Below are 20,799 nucleotides of genomic sequence, written 5' to 3'. Positions count from 1 at the left end.
CCCGTCCCTGTTACCCACCACGACACCTGCCATGCTTGATCCAGCCCTGCTCCGCCACCAGCCCGCCGACCTCGCCGAACGCCTGCGCACCAGCCGCGGCTTCGAGCTCGACGTGTCTGCCCTGGAGTCCCTGGAGGCTGATCGCAAGCGTATCCAGGTGCGTACCCAGGAACTGCAGAGCCTGCGCAACAGCCGTTCCAAGGCCATCGGCCAGGCCAAGGCCAAGGGCGAGGACGTCTCGGCCATCATGGCTGAAGTGGCCGCGTTCGCCGACGAGCTGAAGGCCTCGGAAGTGGCACTGGACGCGCTGCGCGAGAAGATCGACACCATCGCCGCCGGCATCCCGAACCTGCCGGCCGACGATGTGCCGGCCGGCGCGGACGAGAACGACAACGTCGAACAGGCGCGCTGGGGCACTCCGCGCAGCTTCGATTTCCCGGTGCTCGACCACGTTGAACTGGGCGCGCGCAATGCCGGCCTGGACGCGGAAACCGCGGCCAAGCTGTCCGGCTCGCGCTTCACCGTGCTGCGCGGCCAGGTCGCCCGCCTGCACCGTGCCCTGGCCCAGTTCATGCTGGACCTGCACGCCGGTGAGCACGGCTACGAAGAAACCAACGTGCCGCTGCTGGTCAACGCCGATTCGCTGCGTGGCACCGGCCAGCTGCCGAAGTTCGAGGACGACCTGTTCAAGACCGCCGTGGGCGATTCCACGCGCTACCTGATCCCGACCTCGGAAGTGCCGCTGACCAACCTGGTGCGCGACGAGATTGTCGACGCCGAGCGCCTGCCGCTGCGCGTGACCGCCCATTCCATGTGCTTCCGCGCCGAAGCCGGCAGTGGTGGCCGCGACGTGCGCGGCATGATCCGCCAGCACCAGTTCGAGAAGGTGGAACTGGTCTCGATCTGCCGCCCGGAAGACAGCGACGCCGAGCACCAGCGCATGACCCGTTGCGCCGAAGTGGTGCTGGAAAAGCTGGGCCTGCCGTACCGGAAGGTGCTGCTGTGCACCGGCGACATGGGCTTCTCGGCCATCAAGACCTACGATCTGGAAGTCTGGCTGCCGTCGCAGAACACCTACCGCGAAATCAGCTCGTGCTCGAACACGGGCGATTTCCAGGCGCGCCGCATGCAGGCCCGCTGGCGCAACCCGGCCACCGGCAAGCCGGAGCTGGTGCACACCCTGAACGGCTCGGGCGTGGCCGTGGGCCGCGCCATGATCGCGGTGATGGAGAACTACCAGAACGCCGACGGCACTATCACCGTGCCTGACGTGCTGCGCCCGTACATGGGCGGTATCGAAACCATCGGCTGAGCCCGGTAGCGCCGGGCCATGCCCGGCGCTTTTGGGTGGGGCATCCACGCATGGCGTGGATCTACCGCGTCCACGCTATGCGTGGATGAACCCCCGCGATCACCCCACCACCCGCACCTTCTCCAACGGCACCCAACCGGGCTCGCCGTGCTCTGGCACACACCACGCCCATCCATTCAGCGTGCGCAGCCCGCGCAATCGTTGGCCCGGGTCCACATCCAGCTCCCGCGCGCAGTAATCCTGCGTGGCAAATGCGCCACCGTGCGCATCGCGCCCGATCACCGGCGCCGGCACGAAGCCCGGTTCCTGCCCCTCGGCCTGGCATAGAAACCAGTCTTCCCAGCCCTCAGGGCCTTCATAACGTTCACCCACCACCAGCGCCTGCCCACGGCGCAGGGTGATCGGTTGCGGAAATTCGCTGCGGTGCGCAGTGGTCACGATGTAGTCCATACCCCCAGCCTACCGGCTCCACACAACAAAAAACGGCCCCGCAATGCGGAGCCGTCAGGGTGGGCCGGGATGGGGGAGGGGCTCCCGGCCCGCAATCAGCGCCCCCGACGAGGAGGGGGAGGGCGCCGATCGCTGGAACGCAGTACTTACGCGGCCACTTCTTCGCCAGCGTGCGACGGCAGGGCCGACAGCGCGCCGGCAATGGCGTCTTCGCGGTGCTTCGGCGAATAGGCAATGCCTTCGGCGCGCACGAATTCCACGTTGTCGATGCCCATGAAGGCGAACACCTGGCGCAGGAAGGGCTCCTGGAAGTCGGCCGGCGAATCGGTGTAGATGCCGCCGCGGGCGCTCACCACGATCACACGCTTGCCGCCGGCCAGGCCCACCGGGCCGTTCTCGGTGTACTTGAAGGTGCGGCCGGCCACGGCCACGCGGTCAATCCAGGCCTTCAGCGTGGACGGAATGCTGAAGTTGTACATCGGCGCGCCGATGACAAGGATGTCGGCGGCCAGGAACTGCTGCATCACCTGTTCAGCATCGGCCGCCTCGGCGGCATCGGCGCCGGCCAGCGAACCGCTGCGCAGATGGGGTACCGGGTTGGCGTCCAGATCGCGATAATCGACCTGCAGGCCGTCGATCTGGTCCTTGAACTGGGCGACCACCGCCGCAGTCAGCTGACGCGAGACGGAGTTGTCGCCAAGCACGCTGGCGTCGAGATGCAGAAGCTTCATGGCAGTCACCTATGTTCGGGAAGGAGGGGCGGGTTCGCCGCCGACGGAGAGAACGATAGGTTGTTGCATGGGCGGGATAAAGGTGGTTCAATGCCACGAATTGTTCTAGATATGGAACTCGGGTATGCATGACCTGAATGACCTGTACTACTTCGCCATGGTCGTGGACCATGGCGGTTTCGCCGCCGCCGAGCGCGCCCTGGGTATCCCCAAATCGCGCCTGAGCCGCCGTATCAGCCAGCTGGAAACCGACCTGGGCGTGCGCCTGTTGCAGCGTTCCACGCGCCGCTTCGCCGTCACCGACGTCGGCACCAGCGTGCATCGCCATGCGCAGACCATGCTGGCTGAGGCCCAGGCCGCGCGCGAAGTGGTGGACCGCCTGAGCGCCGAGCCGCGCGGCGTGGTGCGCGCCAGCGTGCCCGTCTCGTTGGCGCAGATGCAGCTGCCCAAGCTGCTGCCCAAGTTCCTGGAGCAGTACCCGAAGGTGCGCCTGCAGCTGAACATCAGCAACCGCCGCGTGGACATCATCAATGAAGGCTACGACGTGGCCCTGCGCGTGCGTTCGCGCCTGGACGACGACGGCAGCCTGGTCATGCGCAGCTTCGGCCAGGTGCAGGAACTGCTGGTGGCCAGCCCGAAGTACCTGGACCGCGCCGGCCGACCGAAGGACCCGGAAGAGCTGACCCAGCACGTCACCCTCAGCATCAGCGAAGACGAGGCGCGCCAGCGCTGGGAACTGCATGGCCCGGAAGGCGAAGTGCGCCGCGTGGACCTGCAGCCGCGTGTGGCCGGCTTCGACTTCCCGCTGCTGCAGAGCATGGTGAAGGACGGTTTCGGCATCACCATGCTGCCGGAGACCGTGTGCGCCGAAGCCGTGCGCAACGGTGAGCTGGAAGTGGTGCTGCCGGACTGGTCGCTGCCGCAGGGCGTGTGCCATGCCGTGTTCGCCTCGCGCCGTGGCCTGTTGCCGGCGGTGCGCGTGTTCATCGACTTCCTGGCCGAACACCTGCCGCCGCAGCTGGAGGCCTCGCGCCTGGACTGCGGTGGCGCGTGCGAGAAGGCCAAGGAGAAGATCAAGGCCAGCGCCCTGGGCGCCTTGGCCGTGGATGCGGGCTGAAGCCTGCCGATAGCGCCGGGTCACGCCCGGCGTTACGCCGGTCTTGGGCAAATCGCCCGGCCGTGCGAGAATGCGTGCCCGGCCAGCAGGCTGGGCCGATACGGAGAGATGGCCGAGCGGTTTAAGGCACCGGTCTTGAAAACCGGCGAAGGGTTAAACCTTCCGTGGGTTCGAATCCCACTCTCTCCGCCAAATAAGCAGTAAAACCAATATCTTAAATAAGACTTTTGGTTTTAACCTACATAAGAGCCCACAACGAAACGCCGATTGTTGGCTTTCTTTTTGTCGCTAGATGCGATCGAAGCTGGAAGGCGCTGCTATGCTGGTCATAACTACTAAAAATGGTAGTAGTTTGATTAGGTATCTGTTACGATGCTCCCACGTTCCCTCAGGAGTATCGAAGTGGCTCGGCCACTTGCCCCTATCCCACCACAACCAGTGCCCCGCCATAGTTCCGTCGGGGAAATTTCACAGCAGCTGGTCAATGATCCCAATGTTGATTCCTTCGACGTTCGGGTGAACAAACGAACTGGCATCGTTCAAGTAAATGCCCGCCATACGGATGGCCGGACTGTTCACTACGAAGAACCAGTGCCCGGCCTGACGCGCACAACTCGCTTCGATCCGAATACCATCACCATCGACCAACGCGATGATGCAGTGATGTACCTCCTCGACGAAGGCTTGTCGCAAGCGGATGTGGGGCGACGACTGGGGATTTCTCAGTCGCGTGTTTCTCAAATTTCCCGTAACCGCCGCTAATCGGAGAGCCAAGATGGGCAAAATAGTAGATGCAGGTCGCGAAGTTCTGGGAACTTGCCGCGAGGCAAAGGAAAACTTCGACTTTGACCAGCTGGTCAAAAAATATGACCGTCACACTGCCGAAATGCTGGTATCCGACCAGTTGCGCGCTGGTAACATCGATATCGAAGAATTTCGCACATATAAGAAGGTCAAAACGTTCGTGCAAAACGGCGGACTAGACGTGGCGAAAGCTCACAAGGAAGCTCGAAAGGCTGCTTCGGACGCTTTGGCTGCGGATGGATTCTCACCCAATCCCGCTTGATAAAAAAAGCCCGGTGCGAAGGCCTGGTAAGGTCACTATGGCACGTGAATTCAGGTGCGAAGGTTCGCCAATTCGGCTGCGGACCTTCGCCAGCAAGTTGCGATGCTGCTGTTCCGCCGCCACTTCCCATGCCGCCGTCGCGCTGAAGTACAAGGGCGAAGCGGCCAGAAAACGCCCCTAGGGGCTGGCTGGCGGGATCTTCACCCATTCGCCAGTACCCAAGCCCGAACAGGAAAGTCGTCGCTTACAGGGCCGTCCCCAAGGTGGGCGGGGTTGTAGCGAAGAACCCGGTTCGGGCTTGGCCCCTACGGGGCCTTTCCATCTTGCGAAGCCTGTTGCGAAGTCCCATGCGCGCCATGTTTAGCCTCGGCCTTCCAAGGTGCCCCGCGTGGAAACGCGTATCAGAAACGCGCTGAGGCCTTACTACTCGGTGATGGTGGTATCCACCGGATCACGCAGGCCCAGCATGTTCGCTCCAGTGCGGTAATACTCTACCAAGAATGCGGCCAAGCGCAGAGTGCCAGCCTGCTGGTGCTTGGTTTTAGCTCTCGGGATCTTTCGGAGGTTCAATCCTATGCGGCCTAAGAGCGCCGATGGCGGAGTTCTTCATTCTCCAAGCGAAAAACAGGGCTCGCGCGGGCAATGACATATAGCTATTACTGATTGCCTCGGCCTCCAAACGAAGTGCTCGTATAGTTTTCGCCTCACTTTCCGCAAGCTCAAAGTGGAATGTGCAAACGCGTGTCGTGCCGTCAACTACTTTGTCGTATCGAAGAGAAAGCTGAAAGCAGCTGAAGGCTGCACTTCTGAGAACTCGCACCAGTCGATGATCTGGAACTTCATTGAATGGGACCTCACGAAAGGATCGCTCCAATCCAGCGAAATCCATCGGCGGTGCCACGACCTCCACGTTCTCACTGGCAGCATCTCTCAGCACTTCTAAGGCGCATTCGGCAGCCTCATCGGCTTCATAGAGAAGCGCAACGTAGGTGTCAATTTTCTCGCGCTTTGCAGATCGCGATTGTCCGTATGCAAGGCGACCCGAGTAAAGGATTGCGAGACCAGACAATACCGCTTGTGCCCAAGCAGCAGCGTTGCTCCCAGTCCAATCAACCATCGTTTAGATCCCGTGTGAATTGACAGAATGATATGTCCTATCGCGATTAAATTCGCGGAGGCCGTCTGATGCACGGCAATCACAGTGATCGTTACGTACTGGGCCTTGCCCGCCGCGTCCAGCGCACTCTGCTGATACTTGGCGCCTGCGTTTGTGGCTAGTGTGCGCTGGATGGCCCTCAGTCGCTGCGATGTTGCCTCGGCTTGTTATGGCACAACGGATAACTCGAACACGACCGGAACGCCCCATGCGGCCCATTCCGCTCCACGAACACCCCCACCTTGCACACCGGGCAGCGCTCCTCATTGATCGCCACACCCGACACGCTCGTAACCTCCACCACGCCATTCTCCACCAGCTCATCCAGGAACGGCGAGCGCTTGCCCTGCAGCGTGAACATCGCAACACCGCGCCGAGCGCGCGTCAGTGCCACATAGAACAGCCGCCGCTCTTCGCCCAGCGGGAAGGTATCGCCTTCGGGCATCGCCAGCGAAAGTACCGGGTCATCCGCGCGCAGGCTGGGGAAACCGAGGTTCACCATTCCCGGCAGAATCACATAGTCGGCCTCGCGTCCCTTTGAACGGTGCGCGGTCAGGAACTCCACGTCCATCGTGCTGCCGAACGCTGCCTTCCAGTCCGCCGGCAGTACGCTGCGCTCATTCCGGTACCGGCCCAGAATGAAAACGGTCACGCGCCCGCTGCGGCCACGAGGCACCGCGCCGGACAGAAGTTGCTGATGCAGCGTAGCCAGATACTGGCGAACGCCATCCTGCACTTCTTCGCGCCGGGTCATCTGGAAGGCCTGCAGCACCGGCCCAATTGCCGGCGCGGTAGAGCGAACCGTCTTGGCAATCTGCGCAGGATTGCGGCTGATGAAGCGGCTGGAGATATCGCACAGTTCCTGCGGGCAGCGGAAGGTCTGCTCCAGTTTCAGTACCTGGCCGTGCCCCATCCATTCGCGGAAACCGGTCATCACCGAAACATCGGCACCGGCGAAACGGTTGATCGACTGCCAGTCGTCGCCCACCGCAAACAGGTAGCGTCCCGGGCGGTTGACCAGGGCGCGGCACAGGCGGGCGCGGGCGCGCGAGGCATCCTGGAACTCGTCGGCCATCACCAGTTCGTAGGGCGATTCATAATGGCCCTGTTCCAGCAGTCCGGCGGCCATGTTCAACATGTCTTCGAAGTCGATGCTGCGCTCGTCCGCCAGTGCGTCATCCCAGGCCTGGAATACGGGCCCGGCGATTTCCAGGAAGCGCCGGTAGCGTTCCTTGAACTGGTCTTCGGGCATCTGCCTCAGGCGCTCGGCCATGTCTTCCAGGCTCAGGCAGTTGCTCTTGGCATGGGCGATGAAGGTGCGCATCAAGCCGATCAGATCGGCATCGGGCATGGGCTTGGCGCCGGCGTCGGGCAGTTCGCGGTCCGGATTCGGGTCCAGTTCAATGCGCGATTCGCCCAGCCGTTCGGACAGGTGGTGCAGGGCCTCGCCACTGCGCAGCCCGAACGACGTGGTCTCGATCAGTGCGGTCCCGCGTGCGGCGTGCTGCTCGCGTTTCCAGCGCACACCCTCGGCGTAGTTGGCGAACTGCTGCGGCGGCTGGCCGTCGGCATCCAGCGCGAAGTGCTCGTGGTACAGCGCGGCATCCGGGTAATAGAAGTCTGGTCGATACTGGCGATGCGTATCGGTGGCGGTATCGAACTCGTAGCGCCGCTCGTAGTCGTAGGCCACGCCGTTGTAGAACAGCCAATCGGCAATCACGCACTCTTCCAGGCTCTTCACCCGCTCGCCCTGCAGGGTGCGGATATAGGGCGTGCCATCGCGGTCGTAGCCATCGGCCAGCATCTGCGCGCCCAGTGGCGGCAGATCGCGGCCGAACACCAGGCGGAACATGTCCCACTGGGTGCGGAAGTGGGGCGAGCGGTCCTTCAGGTCATCCACCAGCTCGGCCAGCTTGTTGAAGCCCAGCGCTGCATCGATGGCCCATTCGGGAATGTCGGGCTTGCGTCCGGTCGCCTTGGCGATGATCGACAGGCCCAGTGCGTGGAAGGTGCGTGCTTCCACCACGGTATCGCCCATGCCCAGCCGTTCGAACGACCGCTGCGCGCGGTCCTCCAGTTCCTTGGCGGCATCTTTGTTGAAGGCCAGCATCACGATGCGTTCGGGCGCAACGAAGCCGCGATCAATGGCATAGGCGGCCTTGGCGACCATGGTCGAGGTCTTGCCGGAACCGGCTGCGGCGACCACCTGCACATGATTGTCGAAACAGATGACCGCGCGGGCCTGTTCTTCGGTCAGTGGCTTGCTCTCGACCCGGTGCAGGAAACCGCGGGCCAGCGCCAGCTCGCGCGTTGCCATGGTCGCGTTGGCTTCGGCCCAGACGGACGGCCAGTCCAGTTCCCAATCGTGCAGGGCGTCCAGCGCGGCACGGTGGCTGGGCGAATGCAGGTCGTCGTGCACGTCCTCGTCGAGGAACAGCCGCTTCAGCGCGGACGGCTGCAACGGCAGGGCAGGGCGCTCGGCCAGCAGGGCCTGCTGTTGTTCGTGCGTGATCCAGCGGCGACCGGCGCTGCCGCGGTCGGTCAGGGCGTCTGCCTCGGCCAGCCAGCCCTGGATCTGCGTCAGGATGTCTTGAAAGAGCGCCTTGCGCCCACGGGTGGTGCAGGCAAGCAAGACCTGCTGCACGGCGGCCGAAAGCTGCGATGCCTGACGGTTGGGCAGGCCATCGACGGACAGCGTTTCACCGTCGTCGCGCTGCAGCTCGATCCGGGCCCAGAACAGGCCCGGAATGATCCGCACACGCGCGTCGCCATCTACGTGGTGCTGGTACAGCGCGCTCCCAATCGAGAGTTCGACCTGTTCGCCATCCAGCCGCAGCCGCCAGTCCGGCGAGCGGGTCACACGTTGGCCCCAGCCCGAGGGGCGCCATTCCATAGACATCCAGATACTGCCTTGCGTACGTCACTGGGCGTAAAGCGCCCTTACAGCCCCATGATAAAGGGGCTTGATGGCGTGCGCGGCGTTTCCGGGTCAGGCAAAGCAGTGGGCCAGCGCTGGCGTTGCAGCAGCGCTGGCCCGATCGCCCTCAGGCATTCACATCCACCACGATCCGCCCGCGCACCTTGCCCGGGATGATCTGCTCGTACACATCCAGCACTTCAGCCAGCCCGATCTGCTGCACCGTGCTTTCCAGCTTCTTCGGGTCCAGATCGGTGGCCAGGCGATCCCAGGCGCGCTGGCGCACGTCCTGCGGTGCGTTCACCGAATCCACGCCTGCCAGGGTCACGTTGCGCAGGATGAACGGCAGCACCGAGCCGTGCAGTGCATCGCTCTGGGCCAGGCCGCAGGCGGCCACCGCGCCGCGGTACTTGGTTTCGGCCAGGGCATTGACCAGGGTGGGGCCGCCGGCCACGTCCACCACGCCGGCCCAGCGTTCGGCGCTGATTGGCTTCTTGCGCGGCTCGGACAGCTCCGCGCGGTCGATGATCTCGGCCGCGCCCAGGCTGTGCAGGTAGTCGGCATGTTCGGGGCGGCCGGTCGCGGCCACAACGCGGTAACCCAGCTTGGACAGAATGGCCACGGCAATCGAGCCGACGCCGCCATTGGCGCCGGTTACCAGCACATCGCCCTTGTCCGGGGTCACGCCCGCATCTTCCAATGCCAGCACGCACAGCATGGCGGTATAGCCGGCGGTGCCGATGGCCATGGCATCGCGGGTGGTCAGGTTGCCGGGAATCTTGTTCAGCCACTCACCACGCACGCGGGCGCGCTGGGCCAGGCCGCCATGGTGGCCCATGCTCAGGTCCCAGCCGTTCAGTACCACGCGATCACCGGTCTCGAAATCGGCATTGCTGGATTCCAGCACCACGCCGGCCAGGTCGATGCCGGGAATCAGCGGGAATTTCTGGATGACCGGGCGGCTGTTGGTCAGCGCCAGCGCGTCCTTGTAATTCAGGGTCGAATAATCGACCTGTACCAGCACATCGCCGTCCATCAGGTCGGCCTCATCAAAATCGACCAGTTCAGTAACGACGCGGTCGTCGGTCTTGCTGGAAAGTAGTGCCTTGAATGTCATCGCGGGCCTCACCGTCAATGGATGCGCCCATGCTAGGCTCGCACCGTTATTGCAACAAGAACGATGGTTTTTCGTAGGTACTATGGTTTTCCGGAGTATTCATGCGTAGCAGGCGTTGGGACAACAAAAGTGGTTGTGCCGTGGAAGTCACGCTTTCGGTGATGGGGGCGTGTGGAAGCCGATCATTCTGTTTCACCTGATCAAGGGCAGGCGCCGGTTCATGGAACTGACGCGGCGTGTGCCCAACGCCACCCAATCGATGTTGACCAGCCAATTGCGCGAGCTCGAGGCCGATGGCGTGGTGATCCGCCATGTCTATCCGGAAGTGCCGCCGAAGGTGGAGTACGAACTGTCCGAGTTTGGCCACACGCTGGTGCCGGTGCTGCTGGCCATGCGTGAGTGGGGCGAAACCTATCGTGGTTATCAGAGCGCGCGCGATGACAGTTGACGCATGAGGTGTCGCGATTGGCCCGTCGGGGCGAGTTGAATTGCGGCTGGCGTGGATGAAGGCTGCAGGCCGGCAGCGCCATTGAAGGGGGCGCCCGTCACCGCATGACGCATGTGCCCTGAGCACACCATGGCGGTGTATTTCCCTACTTTTCATCCACGAAAGACTGCGGCAATCATCGCCACGCCAAGGCACCCGCCCTGGCCGGGATTGGCGTCCCGAACTTACGAAGTACACGGCGTCGGGCTTGCACTGCAACGTGCAGTCCCGACAATGCACCGCTTGCCAGTCCATGGTGGACGGTGCGTGGGGATCTTCCGATCCGCCGGCTTCTCGTACTTCGTATCCGGCACGCCAACCCGCACCGTCCGCCACCTTGCTTTCGCAGGTGGCCACACCGTGAGGTTGCCGCCATGTCCGACCTGCTTCCCGACTATCCCCGCCTGCATGCGCTGCTGGGGAATGCCACGCGCGATCTGCCCAATGCCATCGCCGAACAGCTGGAAGACGCGCTCTGCGATTCGCCCGACGGCCTCGCGCCGTCTGCCTTCTTCGCGCACCTGAAAGGCCACGGCAGGAACCTCCGTGCCGACGGCCAACCGTGGGGCGAACATCGCCTGACCCCCACCCGCGCGTTCGATCTGGCCCTGGCCACACGCTGCGCGTCGGGCATTACCGCATTGACCGCCGTGCTGCATGCCGCCCATGTGGCACGGGAAAGTGATGATCCGGCGGGCTGTCCCTCCGCGGCCGTGGTCGATGGATTGTTCGACGCCTGCGAAGCCTTGTCGCTGCAGGTAGAACGGTGTCTGGTTGCGTGACAACCCACGATCCGCGGCCTGCCCGGTAGGTGCCCACCTTGGTGGGCACGAGCGGCAAAGCGGGACCGAGCAGGGTGGCGGGCATCTCGGTAGGTGCCCACCTTGGTGGGCACGAACGGCAAAGCGGGACCGAGCAGGGTGGCGGGCATCTCGGTAGGTGCCCACCTTGGTGGGCACGAAGGGTAGGCAGAGAGCCATGCCCACCAAGGTGGGCATCTACCAAAGCGAGACCGCGCAGGGTATGCAGAGAGCAATGCCCACCAAGGTGGGCATCTACCAAAGCGAGACCGCGCAGGGTAGGCGGAGAGCCATGCCCACCAAGGTGGGCGTCTACCGGGCGCTGCCGTGCGCCGCTTCGGACATCACCTGGGCCAGTTGCTTCAGCGAATACGGTTTTCGCAGCAGGGTGAAGCCGTGCCCCGGGTCGCGTGCCAGCAGTTCGCTGTAGCCGCTGGTCAGGATGATCGGCAGCTTCGGGAACTGCGCGCGGATCGTGCGTGCCAGTTCCAGGCCGTTGGTGCCGGGCATCACCACGTCGGTGAACACCAGCTGGAAGCGCGCGGCGTCATGTTCCAGTTCGGCCATGGCCTCGGCCGCGTTTCGCGCCAGCACCACGCCGTAGTCCAGCTCGCGCAGCGCGCCCACGGCGAAGTCGGCCACGTCCACGTTGTCTTCCACCACCAGCACGCACAGCCCGTCGCCACTGGCCAGGCCGGGGTGCGGGGCAGGGCGCGGCACGCTGTCGGTGCATTGGGTCAGCGGCAGGTACAGGGTGAAGCAGGTGCCCGCGCCCGGCCGGCTCTGCACGTCCACTTCGCCTTCGGACTGCTTCACGAAGCCGAACACCTGGCTCAGCCCCAGCCCGGTGCCGGCGCCCACGCCCTTGGTGGTGAAGAACGGTTCGAAGATGCGTTCCAGCACCGAAGGATCAATACCACTGCCCGAATCAGTCACGCTGATCGCCGCAAAATCGCCCTTCAGCGGAATCGACTGGCGCACAGATGGCACGGTGCTGACCCGTTGCACTGCCAGTGTCACCTTGCCGTGGCCTTCGATCGCATCGCGCGCGTTCACCGCAATATTGATCAGCGCGGTATCCAGTTGGTTGCGGTCCAGCAGCACCGGCAGCGGCACGTCGGGCAAGTGCAGGTCCACATCGATACGCGCGCCCACCACGGTGGTGATGATGTCCGCCAGCGCCTGCACGCTCTCGCACAGGTCGAACACTTCCGGCGACAGGCTCTGCCGCCGCGAGAACGCCAGCAACTGGGCGGTCAGTTTGGTCGCACGCTCGGCCGCCGATTCGATCGCCTGGGCGTAGCGCCGGCGCGGGTCATCACTGGGCCAGCCGTACAGCAGCATGTCCACCGAACCGGTGATCACCTGCAGCAGGTTGTTGAAGTCGTGCGCCACGCCGCCGGTCAACTGGCCCATGGCTTCCAGTTTCTGTGCCTGGCGCAGCTGCTCGCGTGCGCGCACCAGTTCCAGGTGCGCCTCGCGTGCTTCCTGGGTAATGGCGGCCACCTGGCGGCTGTGCAGGTCGCGTTCGATCACCCGCTCGGTCTGCTCGCTCACCACGCACAGCAGGCCGGCGATCTCGCCGTTGCCCAGCCGCAGCGGCGAATACGAGAAGGTCCACCAGGTTTCCTTCATCGTGCCGTCGCGGTCCATCATCAGGCGCAGGTTCTGGAAGCTGCGCGCGGTGCCGGCGAAGGCATCGTCGATGGCCTGGCTGACGTCGGCCCAGACATCGGCCCACACCACGTCCAGTCGTGCGCCCATGGCGCCGTGCAGCTTGCCGCCCAGCAGCGGCAGGTAGGCATCGTTGAAGAAGAACGCCTTGTCCTGCGGGCCCCAGGCAATCCACATCGGCTCGGGTGAATCGAACACCATGGCCAGCACGGTGCGCAGTTCGGCCGGCATCTGCGCGGCCTGCGCGGTCTGTGCCCAGTCACTGTCCTGCAGCAGACGGTACGCCAGCTGCTCGGGCGCAGAGACCGGAAGGGAAAAGGCGTGCATGGCCGCTCAGGGCAGGAAGGTGGCACAGCGTACCCGACGGCGTGTGTGCATGCTCTACACGCCGCCGGGTGGTCACGACGGCATTAGAAACTGTACGCCGCCTGCAGGTAGACCCGGCGCGGCTCGCCGGGGAAGTGGCCATTGCGCTCGATGAAGCCGCTGGCCGCATACACCTTGTCGAAGAGGTTCTTCACGTTGGCCTGGAACTGCCACTGCTGCCACGTGGTCTTCCAGCTCATGTCGAACACGGCATAAGGCTTCACCCGCTGGCCGTCCAGGCTGACGCGCTCACCCACGTAATCGGCGCCGAAGCCGACGGCCGAATGCAGGGCGGGCAGGTCGTAGCGGGTCCACAGGCCCAGCTTGTTGCGCGGCGCATTGGCGAAGCGGTCGCCGGAGGCATTGGTGATCCCGTTCGGGCCGGCATCCTTCACCCGCGCATCGTTGTAGGCGTAGGTCAGGTTCAGCACCCAGCGTTCGGTCACGTCGGCCAGCAGGTCCATCTCCATGCCGGTGCTGCGCACCAGGCCCAGCGCGGCAAGCTGGTTCACCCCGCCCACCACTTCGCCGGTGGCCTGCACGATGTTGCTGCGGTCGATGCGGTAGGCGGCCAGGTTCAGTGTTACCCGGTCGGCCAGCAGCGATTTCATGCCCACCTCCCACTGCTTGCTGCGCTCGGCATCGAACGGACCGCCGGCGGCTGAATTCTGGTTCGCCGCGGTCTGCGGCACGAAACCACTGGCCACGTTGGCGTACAGGTTCAGGCCGTCGCGCACGATGAAGGTGCTGCCGAGGCGCCAGCTGATGTCGTTGCCATCCACGCTGCTGTGGGCGATGCGGTCTTCGTCCTTGAAGCCGTCCCAGCGCAGGCCGGCCAGCACGTGCCAGCGCGGGGTCAGGGTCAGCTCGTCCTGCAGGTAGCCGCCGTAGCGCTGGCTGCGGGTGGACGTGCTGCGCCAGGGCAGGGCGGCCAGGTTGTAGTCATGCCAGGTGCTGGCGCCGTACACCGGGTTGAACAAGTCGATGCCCTGCACCGGGCCTGCGCCACGGGCCAGGTCGGCGCTGTTGGCGGTCTGCGCGGTGAAGTCCGCATCGGTCTGGTACACATCAGCGCCGAACAGCACCTTGTGCTCGATGCCGCCGGTGCGGGTGCGCCACACCGCATTGGCGTTGGCGGTCACCGCGTCGTTGTCGCGGATCTGGTTGCGCAGCTGGCGGGTCATCCACTCGGCCACGCCGTCGCCGTCACGGTCGATCAGCCCCATCGGCTCGTGGTACATCTGGTGTTCGCTGTTCTTGAACCAGCGCGCCGCCACGTCCACGTCCAGCGCGTCAGTGGGGGCGAAGCGGTACTGCGCCAGCGCCACCTTGGCACGCATGTCCAGGAAATCGCTCGCTTCGTTGTGGTTCCAGCGGCGGTCGGTCAGGAAGGTGCCGTTGTCGTCCACTGGCACGCCGCGCAGGCGGTTGCCGCCCAGGTTCTGGGTGATATCGGTGAACTGCAGCACCAGCTCGCCGCTGTCGCCCACGTCGAAGGCCAGCGAGGCATCGCCAATCACGCTTTCACTGTCGGTGTTCCAGCGCACGCCCGATTCGGTATCGCCATAGAGGCCCGCGCGGTAGCGCACGCTGCCGCTGCGGTTCAACGGGCCGGTGCCTTCGATCGAGGCGGCGCGGAAGTCCTCGTTGCCGACCTGCAGCTCGATGCGGCGCTCGGCGCTGGCCTTGGGCTTGCGGGTCACGTAGTTGATCACGCCGCCGGCATCGCCGCCGCCGTACAGCGCGCCGGCCGGGCCCTTCAGTACTTCCACCCGTTCGATGTTGAACAGCTGCGGCACCGAAAAGCCGGCGTAGGGATCGCCGCGCAGGCCGTCGTACAGCACGTTTTCCTGGCGGAAGCCGCGCAGGGTCACGCCGGCGTAGCTGAAGAAACTGATGCCGCTGATGCTGCGGTACAGATCAGTCACCTGGCGGGCGGCCTGGTCATCGATCAGTTCGCGCGGCAGCACCTGGATCGACTGCGGCACCAGGGCCAGGGGCGTGTCGGTGCGGGTGCCGACGGCGGCGTCGTCGGCCCGGTACAGGGTCTGTGCGCGGCCGCGCACCTCTACCTTGTCCAGGTCCTGGACGCTGGAAGGCGGGCTATCGGCGGCGTGGGTAGTGTGTGCGGCAATAGCCAAGGGCAGGGCGAGCGCGGCGCACAGGGCGCGGCGGCGGGGCAAATTGACGGGCATGGGCAGTGTGGGGGTGGCTGCAAATGAGAAATATTAGCATTTGCAACACTTCGACACGCATCCCCCGTTCGGGCAATGCCGTTTCGTTTCAGAGGCGCAGGGTCAGTACCGTGCCCGAATCGCTGGCGCTGGCCACCGACAGGGTGCCGCCATGGGCCTTGGCGATCTGCGAGGCGATATACAGCCCCAGGCCGAGGCCGGAATCCAGGCGCTTCTCCTGCGGGCGCGAGAACGGCTCGAACAACGCCGCCAGCTGCGCCTGCGGGATCACCCCGGCGTTGGCCACCTCGATGCACAGGCCGTCTCCCTCGCTGCGGCCGGTCACGCGAATGGGTTCCCCGGCGGTGCCATGCACGGCGGCGTTGATGACCAGGTTGGCCAGCAGCTGGCACAGGCGCGCACCGTCGCAGCGGAACACCGGCGGCAACTGCAGATCCACCTCGCAACGGCGCTGCGGATAGGCACGCATGGCCTCGCGGCAGGCCACGGCCAGTACCCCGGAAAGATCGGACCAGTCTTCCAGCTTCAGGGCAATGCCGGTGCCCAGCCGGCCCCGGGCGAAATCCAGGGTCACATCGATCAGCTCGGCAATGCGGTCGGTGCTGTCGTTGATGTGCTCCAGCACCTTCTGCTGCGCCACGCTCAGCGCGCCCAGCGAAAGCAGGTCGGCGCCGGCACGGATGGCCTGCACGGGGTTGCGCAGATCGTGGGCCAGCACCGCGATGAACTCCTCGCGCTCCTTGCCCACCCGCAGCAGCTCGGCGTTGTTGTGCTCGGATTCGGCCAACTGCGCGTCGCGGCTGGTCCCATCACGCTTCAGGCCATCGATCAGTTCCGCATCGGCGTCGTGGCTGTGCACGGCATCGATCTGCGCGGCCACCAGCCGCGCCAGCATCGTCAGCGCCGCCACATGGCTCTCGTCCACCGGCCGAGGCAGCGGATCGAGCGTGCAGAGCGTACCGAAGATGCTGCCGTCAGCCAGGGTGATCGGCACGGAGATATAGCTGCGGAAACCATACAGGCCGGGTACCGGGCTGTGCTGGAAATCCGGGTGGGCGTGTGCGTCGGCAAACCAGACCGGGCACTGCTGGGCCTTCACGTCCCTGCAGAAGGTCTTGTTGATGTCCAGCACCATGCCGTTGCTGATGCCCAGGCCGGCGCGGTCAACGCTCTGCACGGCCCGCCAGTGCGCATCGGTTATTTCGCCCACCAGCGCCACGCGCATGCCAGTCAACTGGCAGGCGAGGTCCAGCGAGGTGCGGAAGTCGATTCGTGAGGGCATCGCAGGCAATCCGGCATCGCGTCTGGGCAGGAGCAGTATAGCGACGCGCGGCGCGCGCCAGTGGTTCAACCGGCCAGGTGGGCACCCAGCAGCGGACGGCTGTGGCCGGTGAACAGCTGATCCGGATCCATCGGCCGGGCCAGGGCAAATCCCTGGATCTCATCGCAGCCCAGTGCGCGCAGGCGGCTGACCTGGTCGGCACTCTCGGCGCCTTCGGCCACCACGCTGTAGCCCAGGCGATGGGCCAGGCCGATGATCGCTTCCACCTTCACGCTGGACCGGTTGTCCAGGCACAGGCGATCGATCAGCGACTTGTCCAGCTTCAGCGTGCTGATCGGCAGTTCGGTCAGGTAACCAAAGTTGCTGTAGCCGCTGCCGAAGTCGTCCACCGCCACGCGGATGCCCGCATCGGCCATCCGCTTCAGTTGTACGCCCTGCTGCGAATCGGCACGCAGCCATTGGCTTTCCGTGATCTCCACCTCGACCTGCGTGCAGGCCAGGCCGCGCCGGTCAATCCCGGCGATCAAGCGCTCGGCCGCGCCTTCGCGGGCCATGTCGCGGGCCGAGTAGTTGATCGACAGGTTCAGCAGCAGGCCATCGGCGTGCCAGCGTGCAAGCTGGTCCAGTGCACGGTCCACCACCCAGTCGGTAATGCCGTGCATCAATGCGGTGCGTTCGAACACCGGAATGAACTCGGCCGGGCTGACCGGTCCCAGCTGCGGGTGGTTCCAGCGGATCAGCACTTCGGCCGCGACGGGCTGCAGGTCGCGGGCGCGGAAGCGGGGCTGGTAGACCAGATGGAACTCGTCCTGCTGCAGCGCCGTGCGCCCGTCGGTGGCCAGCCGGTAGCCGCGGCGGGTACTGGCATCGTGGCCTTGCGAGTACCAGCGGAAAGGGGCGCGGGCGGACACCGCCGCGCTCAGCCCGACCAGCAGGCGGCGGATCACTTCTCCCGCGCTGTGCTGGCCCAGGGTCAGCTCGCAAACGCCGGCGTGGAAGCCGGGTGACATCGGCACTTCGGCGGCCATCATCGGCCGGGTCACCCGTGCCTGCAGTTCGGCCAGCAGGGCTTCCACCGCACTGGCCTGCTCCAGCTCCAGCACGAAGGCGAAGCGCGCCACGCCCACATGGTAGACCTGGGCCAGCCCGTCCAGTGCCACCTTCAGGCGCACGCCGGTGCGCCGAATCAGCGTTTCCAGCGGCGCCATGCCCAGCACCTGTCCCGCCTCGGTGGAAATGGCGGTATCGAACACGTCCACCAGCACCGCATGCATGAAGGTTCCCGGCTCGCGTTCGGCCAGTGCATCGTGGTCCAGCATGAACTGCTGGCGATCAGGCAGGCCGCTCACCGGGTCGCTGCGCCCGCTCATTGCGCGCAGCTCCAGTTCGTTCATGGCCGCCCGGGCCAGCGTTTCCAACTGCCGCCGCTCGGCCTCGGACAGCGTGCGCGGTGCATCGTCCATCACGCAGAACGCGCCGATGGCCACGCCGTTGCGCGCCACCAGGGGCGCCCCGGCGTAGAAACGCAGGTGCGGCTCGCCGGCCACCAGCGGATTGCTGGCATGCCGCGGGTGCTGCAGCAGATCGTCGATCACCAGCGTTTCGGCTGAACCAATCGTGCTGGCGCAGATGGAATCGCGGATATGGGTCTGCGACATGGCCAGGCCACGGCGGGAGACCAGCCGCTGGCGGTCGATCTGCAGCAGCGAAACAAACGCCACCGGCACGTTGAAGGTGTGCGTGGCCAGCTCGGTCAGGCTGTCCAGCGAGGCGCCACTGATCTCGCCCAGCGCATTGAGGCCGGCGAGGGTGGACATTCGTTCTTCATCACGGCTGGCAGGCATGTACGGGACATCGTTACGGCGGTCGGGGCGCTACACCGCCAGCATGCCGCAGGCGGCGCGAAGGCGGTGTGGCGTCGGCTTGCACGGTGCGCCCCTGCGATCCTGCCCACTGAATCCTTCAGCTGGGCAGGGCAGGGCATGTGCTTACGCTGCGCGCTGCAACGTCGCGTGCGGTGCGCCAGCGGCTGCGATCTTGAACGTCGCTGCGGCCTGGTCCAGCGCACTGGCCTGCTCGGCCATGGCGCGCGCCGATGCACTGGCTTCTTCCACCAGCGCGGCATTCTGCTGGGTGGCCTCGTCCATCTGCGCGATGGTCTGGTTCACCTGCTCGATGCCGGATGCCTGTTCGCTGCTGGCCTGGGCGATCTGCTGGATCAGCGTATCGGTCTGGGCAGCGGCGGTACGCAGCTGGTCGATGGCCTGTTCCGACTGGCGGGCAATGCCGATGCCGGCCTGCACGTTCTCGCCGGAGGTCTCGATCAGCGCCTTGATGTCCTTGGCCGACGCTGCCGCGCGCTGGGCCAGGGTACGCACCTCGCTGGCCACCACGGCGAAACCGCGCCCCTGTTCCCCGGCGCGTGCCGCTTCCACGGCGGCATTCAGGGCCAGGATGTTGGTCTGGAAGGCGATGCCATCGATCAGGCCCACCATCTCGCCGATCCGCTGGGACGAGGCGTCGATCTGCTGCATCACCTGCACCACATCCTGCACCGCGCGGGCGGTGCGCTGCACGGCGTCGCCGGCGCTGCGCGATGCGGCATTGGCATGCTGGGCATGCTCGGCGTTCTGGCGCACCGTCGACGTCAGCTCTTCCATTGACGCGGCGGTTTCCTCCAGGTTGGCCGCCTGGCTCTCGGTGCGGCGCGAAAGATCGGCGTTGCCGGCGGCGATTTCGTCCGAGCCGCTGGCAATGGACGCTGCCGCCGTCTGGATGCGTTGCACGATGCCCGACAGGTTTTCAGCGGTGCGGTTGGTGTCGCGCTGCATGGCCGCGAACACACCCTGGTAGTCGCCCTGCAGGCGTCGGCTCAGGTCACCCTCGGCCATCGCGCCCAGCACCACCGACAAGGCCTTCAGGCTGCCATCGGCGGTTTCCATCAACTGGTTCAGATCCACGACCATGCGCTGGAAGTCGTGGCGATAGGCACCGGCATCGCCGCGCGCGCTGAAGTCGCCGGCCGCTGCCGCGCGGGCCAGGCGTTGGATGTCCTGGTTGATCGCATGCAGACTGGCCTTGGCCGCATCCATCGATTCATGCAGCATCGCGCGGCTGCCGGGCAGGCGCCGGGCGTCGCGGCGCAGATCGCCCTGGGCGTATTCGTTCAGCACCTCGATCGCATCCACGATGGCGTCCAGATGCTCGAATACCATGGTGTTCATGCCCTCGGCCAGCTCGCCATACACGCCCGGGAAGTCGGTCGGCATGCGATGGGTGATGTCCTCGGCGGCATGTTTGTCGATCATCTGCCGGGTCTGCTGGGAAAAGCGCTGCAGCAGCTGCACCATGCCATCGGTGGCGCGCAGCATCTGGCCCACCTCGTCCTGGCTGTCATCCTGGGCGCGCACGCTCAGGTCGCCACGGGTCACCGCATTGATCGAGGCCTGCACGCGTGCCAGCGGCACGGTCAGGCTGCGCGAGATCAGCCACGCGGCCAGGACGCCCAGCGCCAGGCTGGCCACGCCGAACAGGGTCAGCAGACCGGTGGTGCGCGCCGCCAGCGACTGCATCTCCGCCGCAGCTTCCGCTACCAGCTTCTGCTGCAGATCGGCGAACTCGCTCAGTGCCGTGTTCCATTGCGCCGCCGCCGGCGCCACCTTGTCCAGCAGCAGGGTGTCGGCGGTCTCGAAATCGCCGGCACGCATGCGTGCGTCCAGCTCGGCCAATGCGGCCTGTGTGGCCTGCTGGTGCGCGGCCACCTTGTCACGCATGGTCTGTGCCAGCGGGCTGGTGGCTGGCCGCGCAGTGAAGTGCTGCCAGATCTGGTCGTAGCGCGCGGTCTGCGCCTGCACCATGGCCAGGTCGCGGTCCAGTGCCTGGCCGCGGCGCAGCAGCATATCGCGGCGCAGCAGCAACAGTTCCTTGTTGATGATCAGCATGTCGTACAGCTCGCCCATGCGGGTCACGCGTACGTTCACCGCGTTGTCGAACTGTTGCCGCTGTTTGTAGTTGCTGTGCAGGGCGATCGCAAGAATGGTGGCGATCATCAACAGCAGGATGGAAAAACCAGCGGTAAGGCGGGTGCCTACCTTGAAGCGGCGCAGTGTGTTCAATTTGTGAAGTCCGG

15 protein-coding genes, 1 tRNA gene and 1 pseudogene are annotated in these 20,799 nt (G+C 65.3%); 7 read left to right on the top strand and 10 right to left on the bottom strand.

Features of this window, described 5'->3' with window-relative positions:
• Nucleotides 1-31 precede the first annotated feature (31 nt).
• Nucleotides 32-1,312, top strand: a complete 1,281-nt coding sequence (gene serS, locus C1930_RS12165; RefSeq protein ID WP_108771849.1) for a serine--tRNA ligase — start codon at nt 32-34, stop codon at nt 1,310-1,312.
• A 99-nt stretch (nt 1,313-1,411) separates the two neighbouring features.
• Here the strand turns inward: serS and C1930_RS12160 are convergent, their stop codons facing one another.
• Both C1930_RS12160 and C1930_RS12155 read right to left on the bottom strand, forming a co-directional pair.
• Complete coding sequence (locus C1930_RS12160) at nt 1,412-1,762, bottom strand: ligand-binding protein SH3 (protein ID WP_108771848.1); 351 nt, start codon at nt 1,760-1,762, stop codon at nt 1,412-1,414.
• A gap of 146 nt (nt 1,763-1,908) precedes the next feature.
• Entirely contained in the window at nt 1,909-2,493 is a 585-nt protein-coding gene (locus C1930_RS12155) for an NAD(P)H-dependent oxidoreductase (RefSeq protein WP_108771847.1), read from the bottom strand.
• Between the two features lie 124 nt (nt 2,494-2,617).
• Here C1930_RS12155 and C1930_RS12150 point away from each other — a divergent pair, with 124 nt between their 5' ends.
• The 4 genes from C1930_RS12150 (at nt 2,618) to C1930_RS20310 (ending at nt 4,676) form a co-directional block, all read left to right on the top strand.
• On the top strand, nt 2,618-3,610 hold the full coding sequence (locus C1930_RS12150; protein ID WP_079222336.1) for a LysR family transcriptional regulator: 993 nt from the start codon (nt 2,618-2,620) through the stop codon (nt 3,608-3,610).
• 102 nt (nt 3,611-3,712) lie between these two features.
• Nucleotides 3,713-3,802 (top strand) — tRNA-Ser (locus C1930_RS12145).
• 324 nt (nt 3,803-4,126) lie between these two features.
• On the top strand, nt 4,127-4,372 hold the full coding sequence (locus tag C1930_RS20315; protein WP_159093606.1) for a sigma factor-like helix-turn-helix DNA-binding protein: 246 nt from the start codon (nt 4,127-4,129) through the stop codon (nt 4,370-4,372).
• A 13-nt stretch (nt 4,373-4,385) separates the two neighbouring features.
• Complete coding sequence (locus tag C1930_RS20310) at nt 4,386-4,676, top strand: hypothetical protein (RefSeq protein ID WP_159093605.1); 291 nt, start codon at nt 4,386-4,388, stop codon at nt 4,674-4,676.
• A gap of 541 nt (nt 4,677-5,217) precedes the next feature.
• On the opposite strand, the gene C1930_RS20305 is transcribed toward C1930_RS20310, so the two are convergent.
• From C1930_RS20305 to C1930_RS12130, 3 genes are all read right to left on the bottom strand, one after another.
• Nucleotides 5,218-5,793 carry a hypothetical protein gene (locus C1930_RS20305; protein ID WP_159093604.1) on the bottom strand — a complete coding sequence of 192 codons (576 nt, stop codon included), beginning with the start codon at nt 5,791-5,793 and terminating at the stop codon, nt 5,218-5,220.
• A 178-nt stretch (nt 5,794-5,971) separates the two neighbouring features.
• Entirely contained in the window at nt 5,972-8,725 is a 2,754-nt protein-coding gene (locus C1930_RS12135; RefSeq protein WP_108771845.1) for a UvrD-helicase domain-containing protein, read from the bottom strand.
• Nucleotides 8,726-8,876: 151 nt separating this feature from the next.
• The gene (locus tag C1930_RS12130; protein WP_108756500.1) at nt 8,877-9,866 is read right to left on the bottom strand and encodes an MDR family oxidoreductase; all 990 of its coding nucleotides are present in this window, start codon (nt 9,864-9,866) and stop codon (nt 8,877-8,879) included.
• Nucleotides 9,867-9,967: 101 nt separating this feature from the next.
• On the opposite strand from C1930_RS12130, the pseudogene C1930_RS12125 reads away from it, so the two are divergent.
• Nucleotides 9,968-10,314 (top strand): annotated as a pseudogene (locus C1930_RS12125) (helix-turn-helix domain-containing protein).
• Nucleotides 10,315-10,727: 413 nt separating this feature from the next.
• The gene (locus C1930_RS12120) at nt 10,728-11,135 is read left to right on the top strand and encodes a hypothetical protein (RefSeq protein ID WP_108771844.1); all 408 of its coding nucleotides are present in this window, start codon (nt 10,728-10,730) and stop codon (nt 11,133-11,135) included.
• A 330-nt stretch (nt 11,136-11,465) separates the two neighbouring features.
• Here C1930_RS12120 and C1930_RS12115 read toward each other — a convergent pair whose 3' ends face one another.
• The 5 genes from C1930_RS12115 to C1930_RS12095 form a co-directional block, all read right to left on the bottom strand.
• The gene (locus tag C1930_RS12115; protein WP_108771843.1) at nt 11,466-13,154 is read right to left on the bottom strand and encodes a PAS domain-containing sensor histidine kinase; all 1,689 of its coding nucleotides are present in this window, start codon (nt 13,152-13,154) and stop codon (nt 11,466-11,468) included.
• An 83-nt stretch (nt 13,155-13,237) separates the two neighbouring features.
• Nucleotides 13,238-15,388, bottom strand: coding sequence for a TonB-dependent siderophore receptor (locus tag C1930_RS12110; RefSeq protein ID WP_108771842.1), 2,151 nt, complete (start codon nt 15,386-15,388; stop codon nt 13,238-13,240).
• Nucleotides 15,389-15,476: 88 nt separating this feature from the next.
• Nucleotides 15,477-16,670: a GAF domain-containing sensor histidine kinase gene (locus C1930_RS12105; protein WP_108756496.1), complete on the bottom strand. Its 1,194-nt coding sequence runs from the start codon at nt 16,668-16,670 to the stop codon at nt 15,477-15,479.
• Between the two features lie 65 nt (nt 16,671-16,735).
• Nucleotides 16,736-18,487: an EAL domain-containing protein gene (locus C1930_RS12100; protein WP_108756495.1), complete on the bottom strand. Its 1,752-nt coding sequence runs from the start codon at nt 18,485-18,487 to the stop codon at nt 16,736-16,738.
• 171 nt (nt 18,488-18,658) lie between these two features.
• Nucleotides 18,659-20,785 carry a methyl-accepting chemotaxis protein gene (locus tag C1930_RS12095; RefSeq protein ID WP_108771841.1) on the bottom strand — a complete coding sequence of 709 codons (2,127 nt, stop codon included), beginning with the start codon at nt 20,783-20,785 and terminating at the stop codon, nt 18,659-18,661.
• Between the last annotated feature and the right edge of the window lie 14 nt (nt 20,786-20,799).

The organism is Stenotrophomonas sp. SAU14A_NAIMI4_8 (assembly GCF_003086695.1).
Lineage (GTDB): Bacteria > Pseudomonadota > Gammaproteobacteria > Xanthomonadales > Xanthomonadaceae > Stenotrophomonas.
Note: the sequence above shows the minus strand (reverse complement) of the source record. Positions and strands in the feature narration are given on the sequence as shown.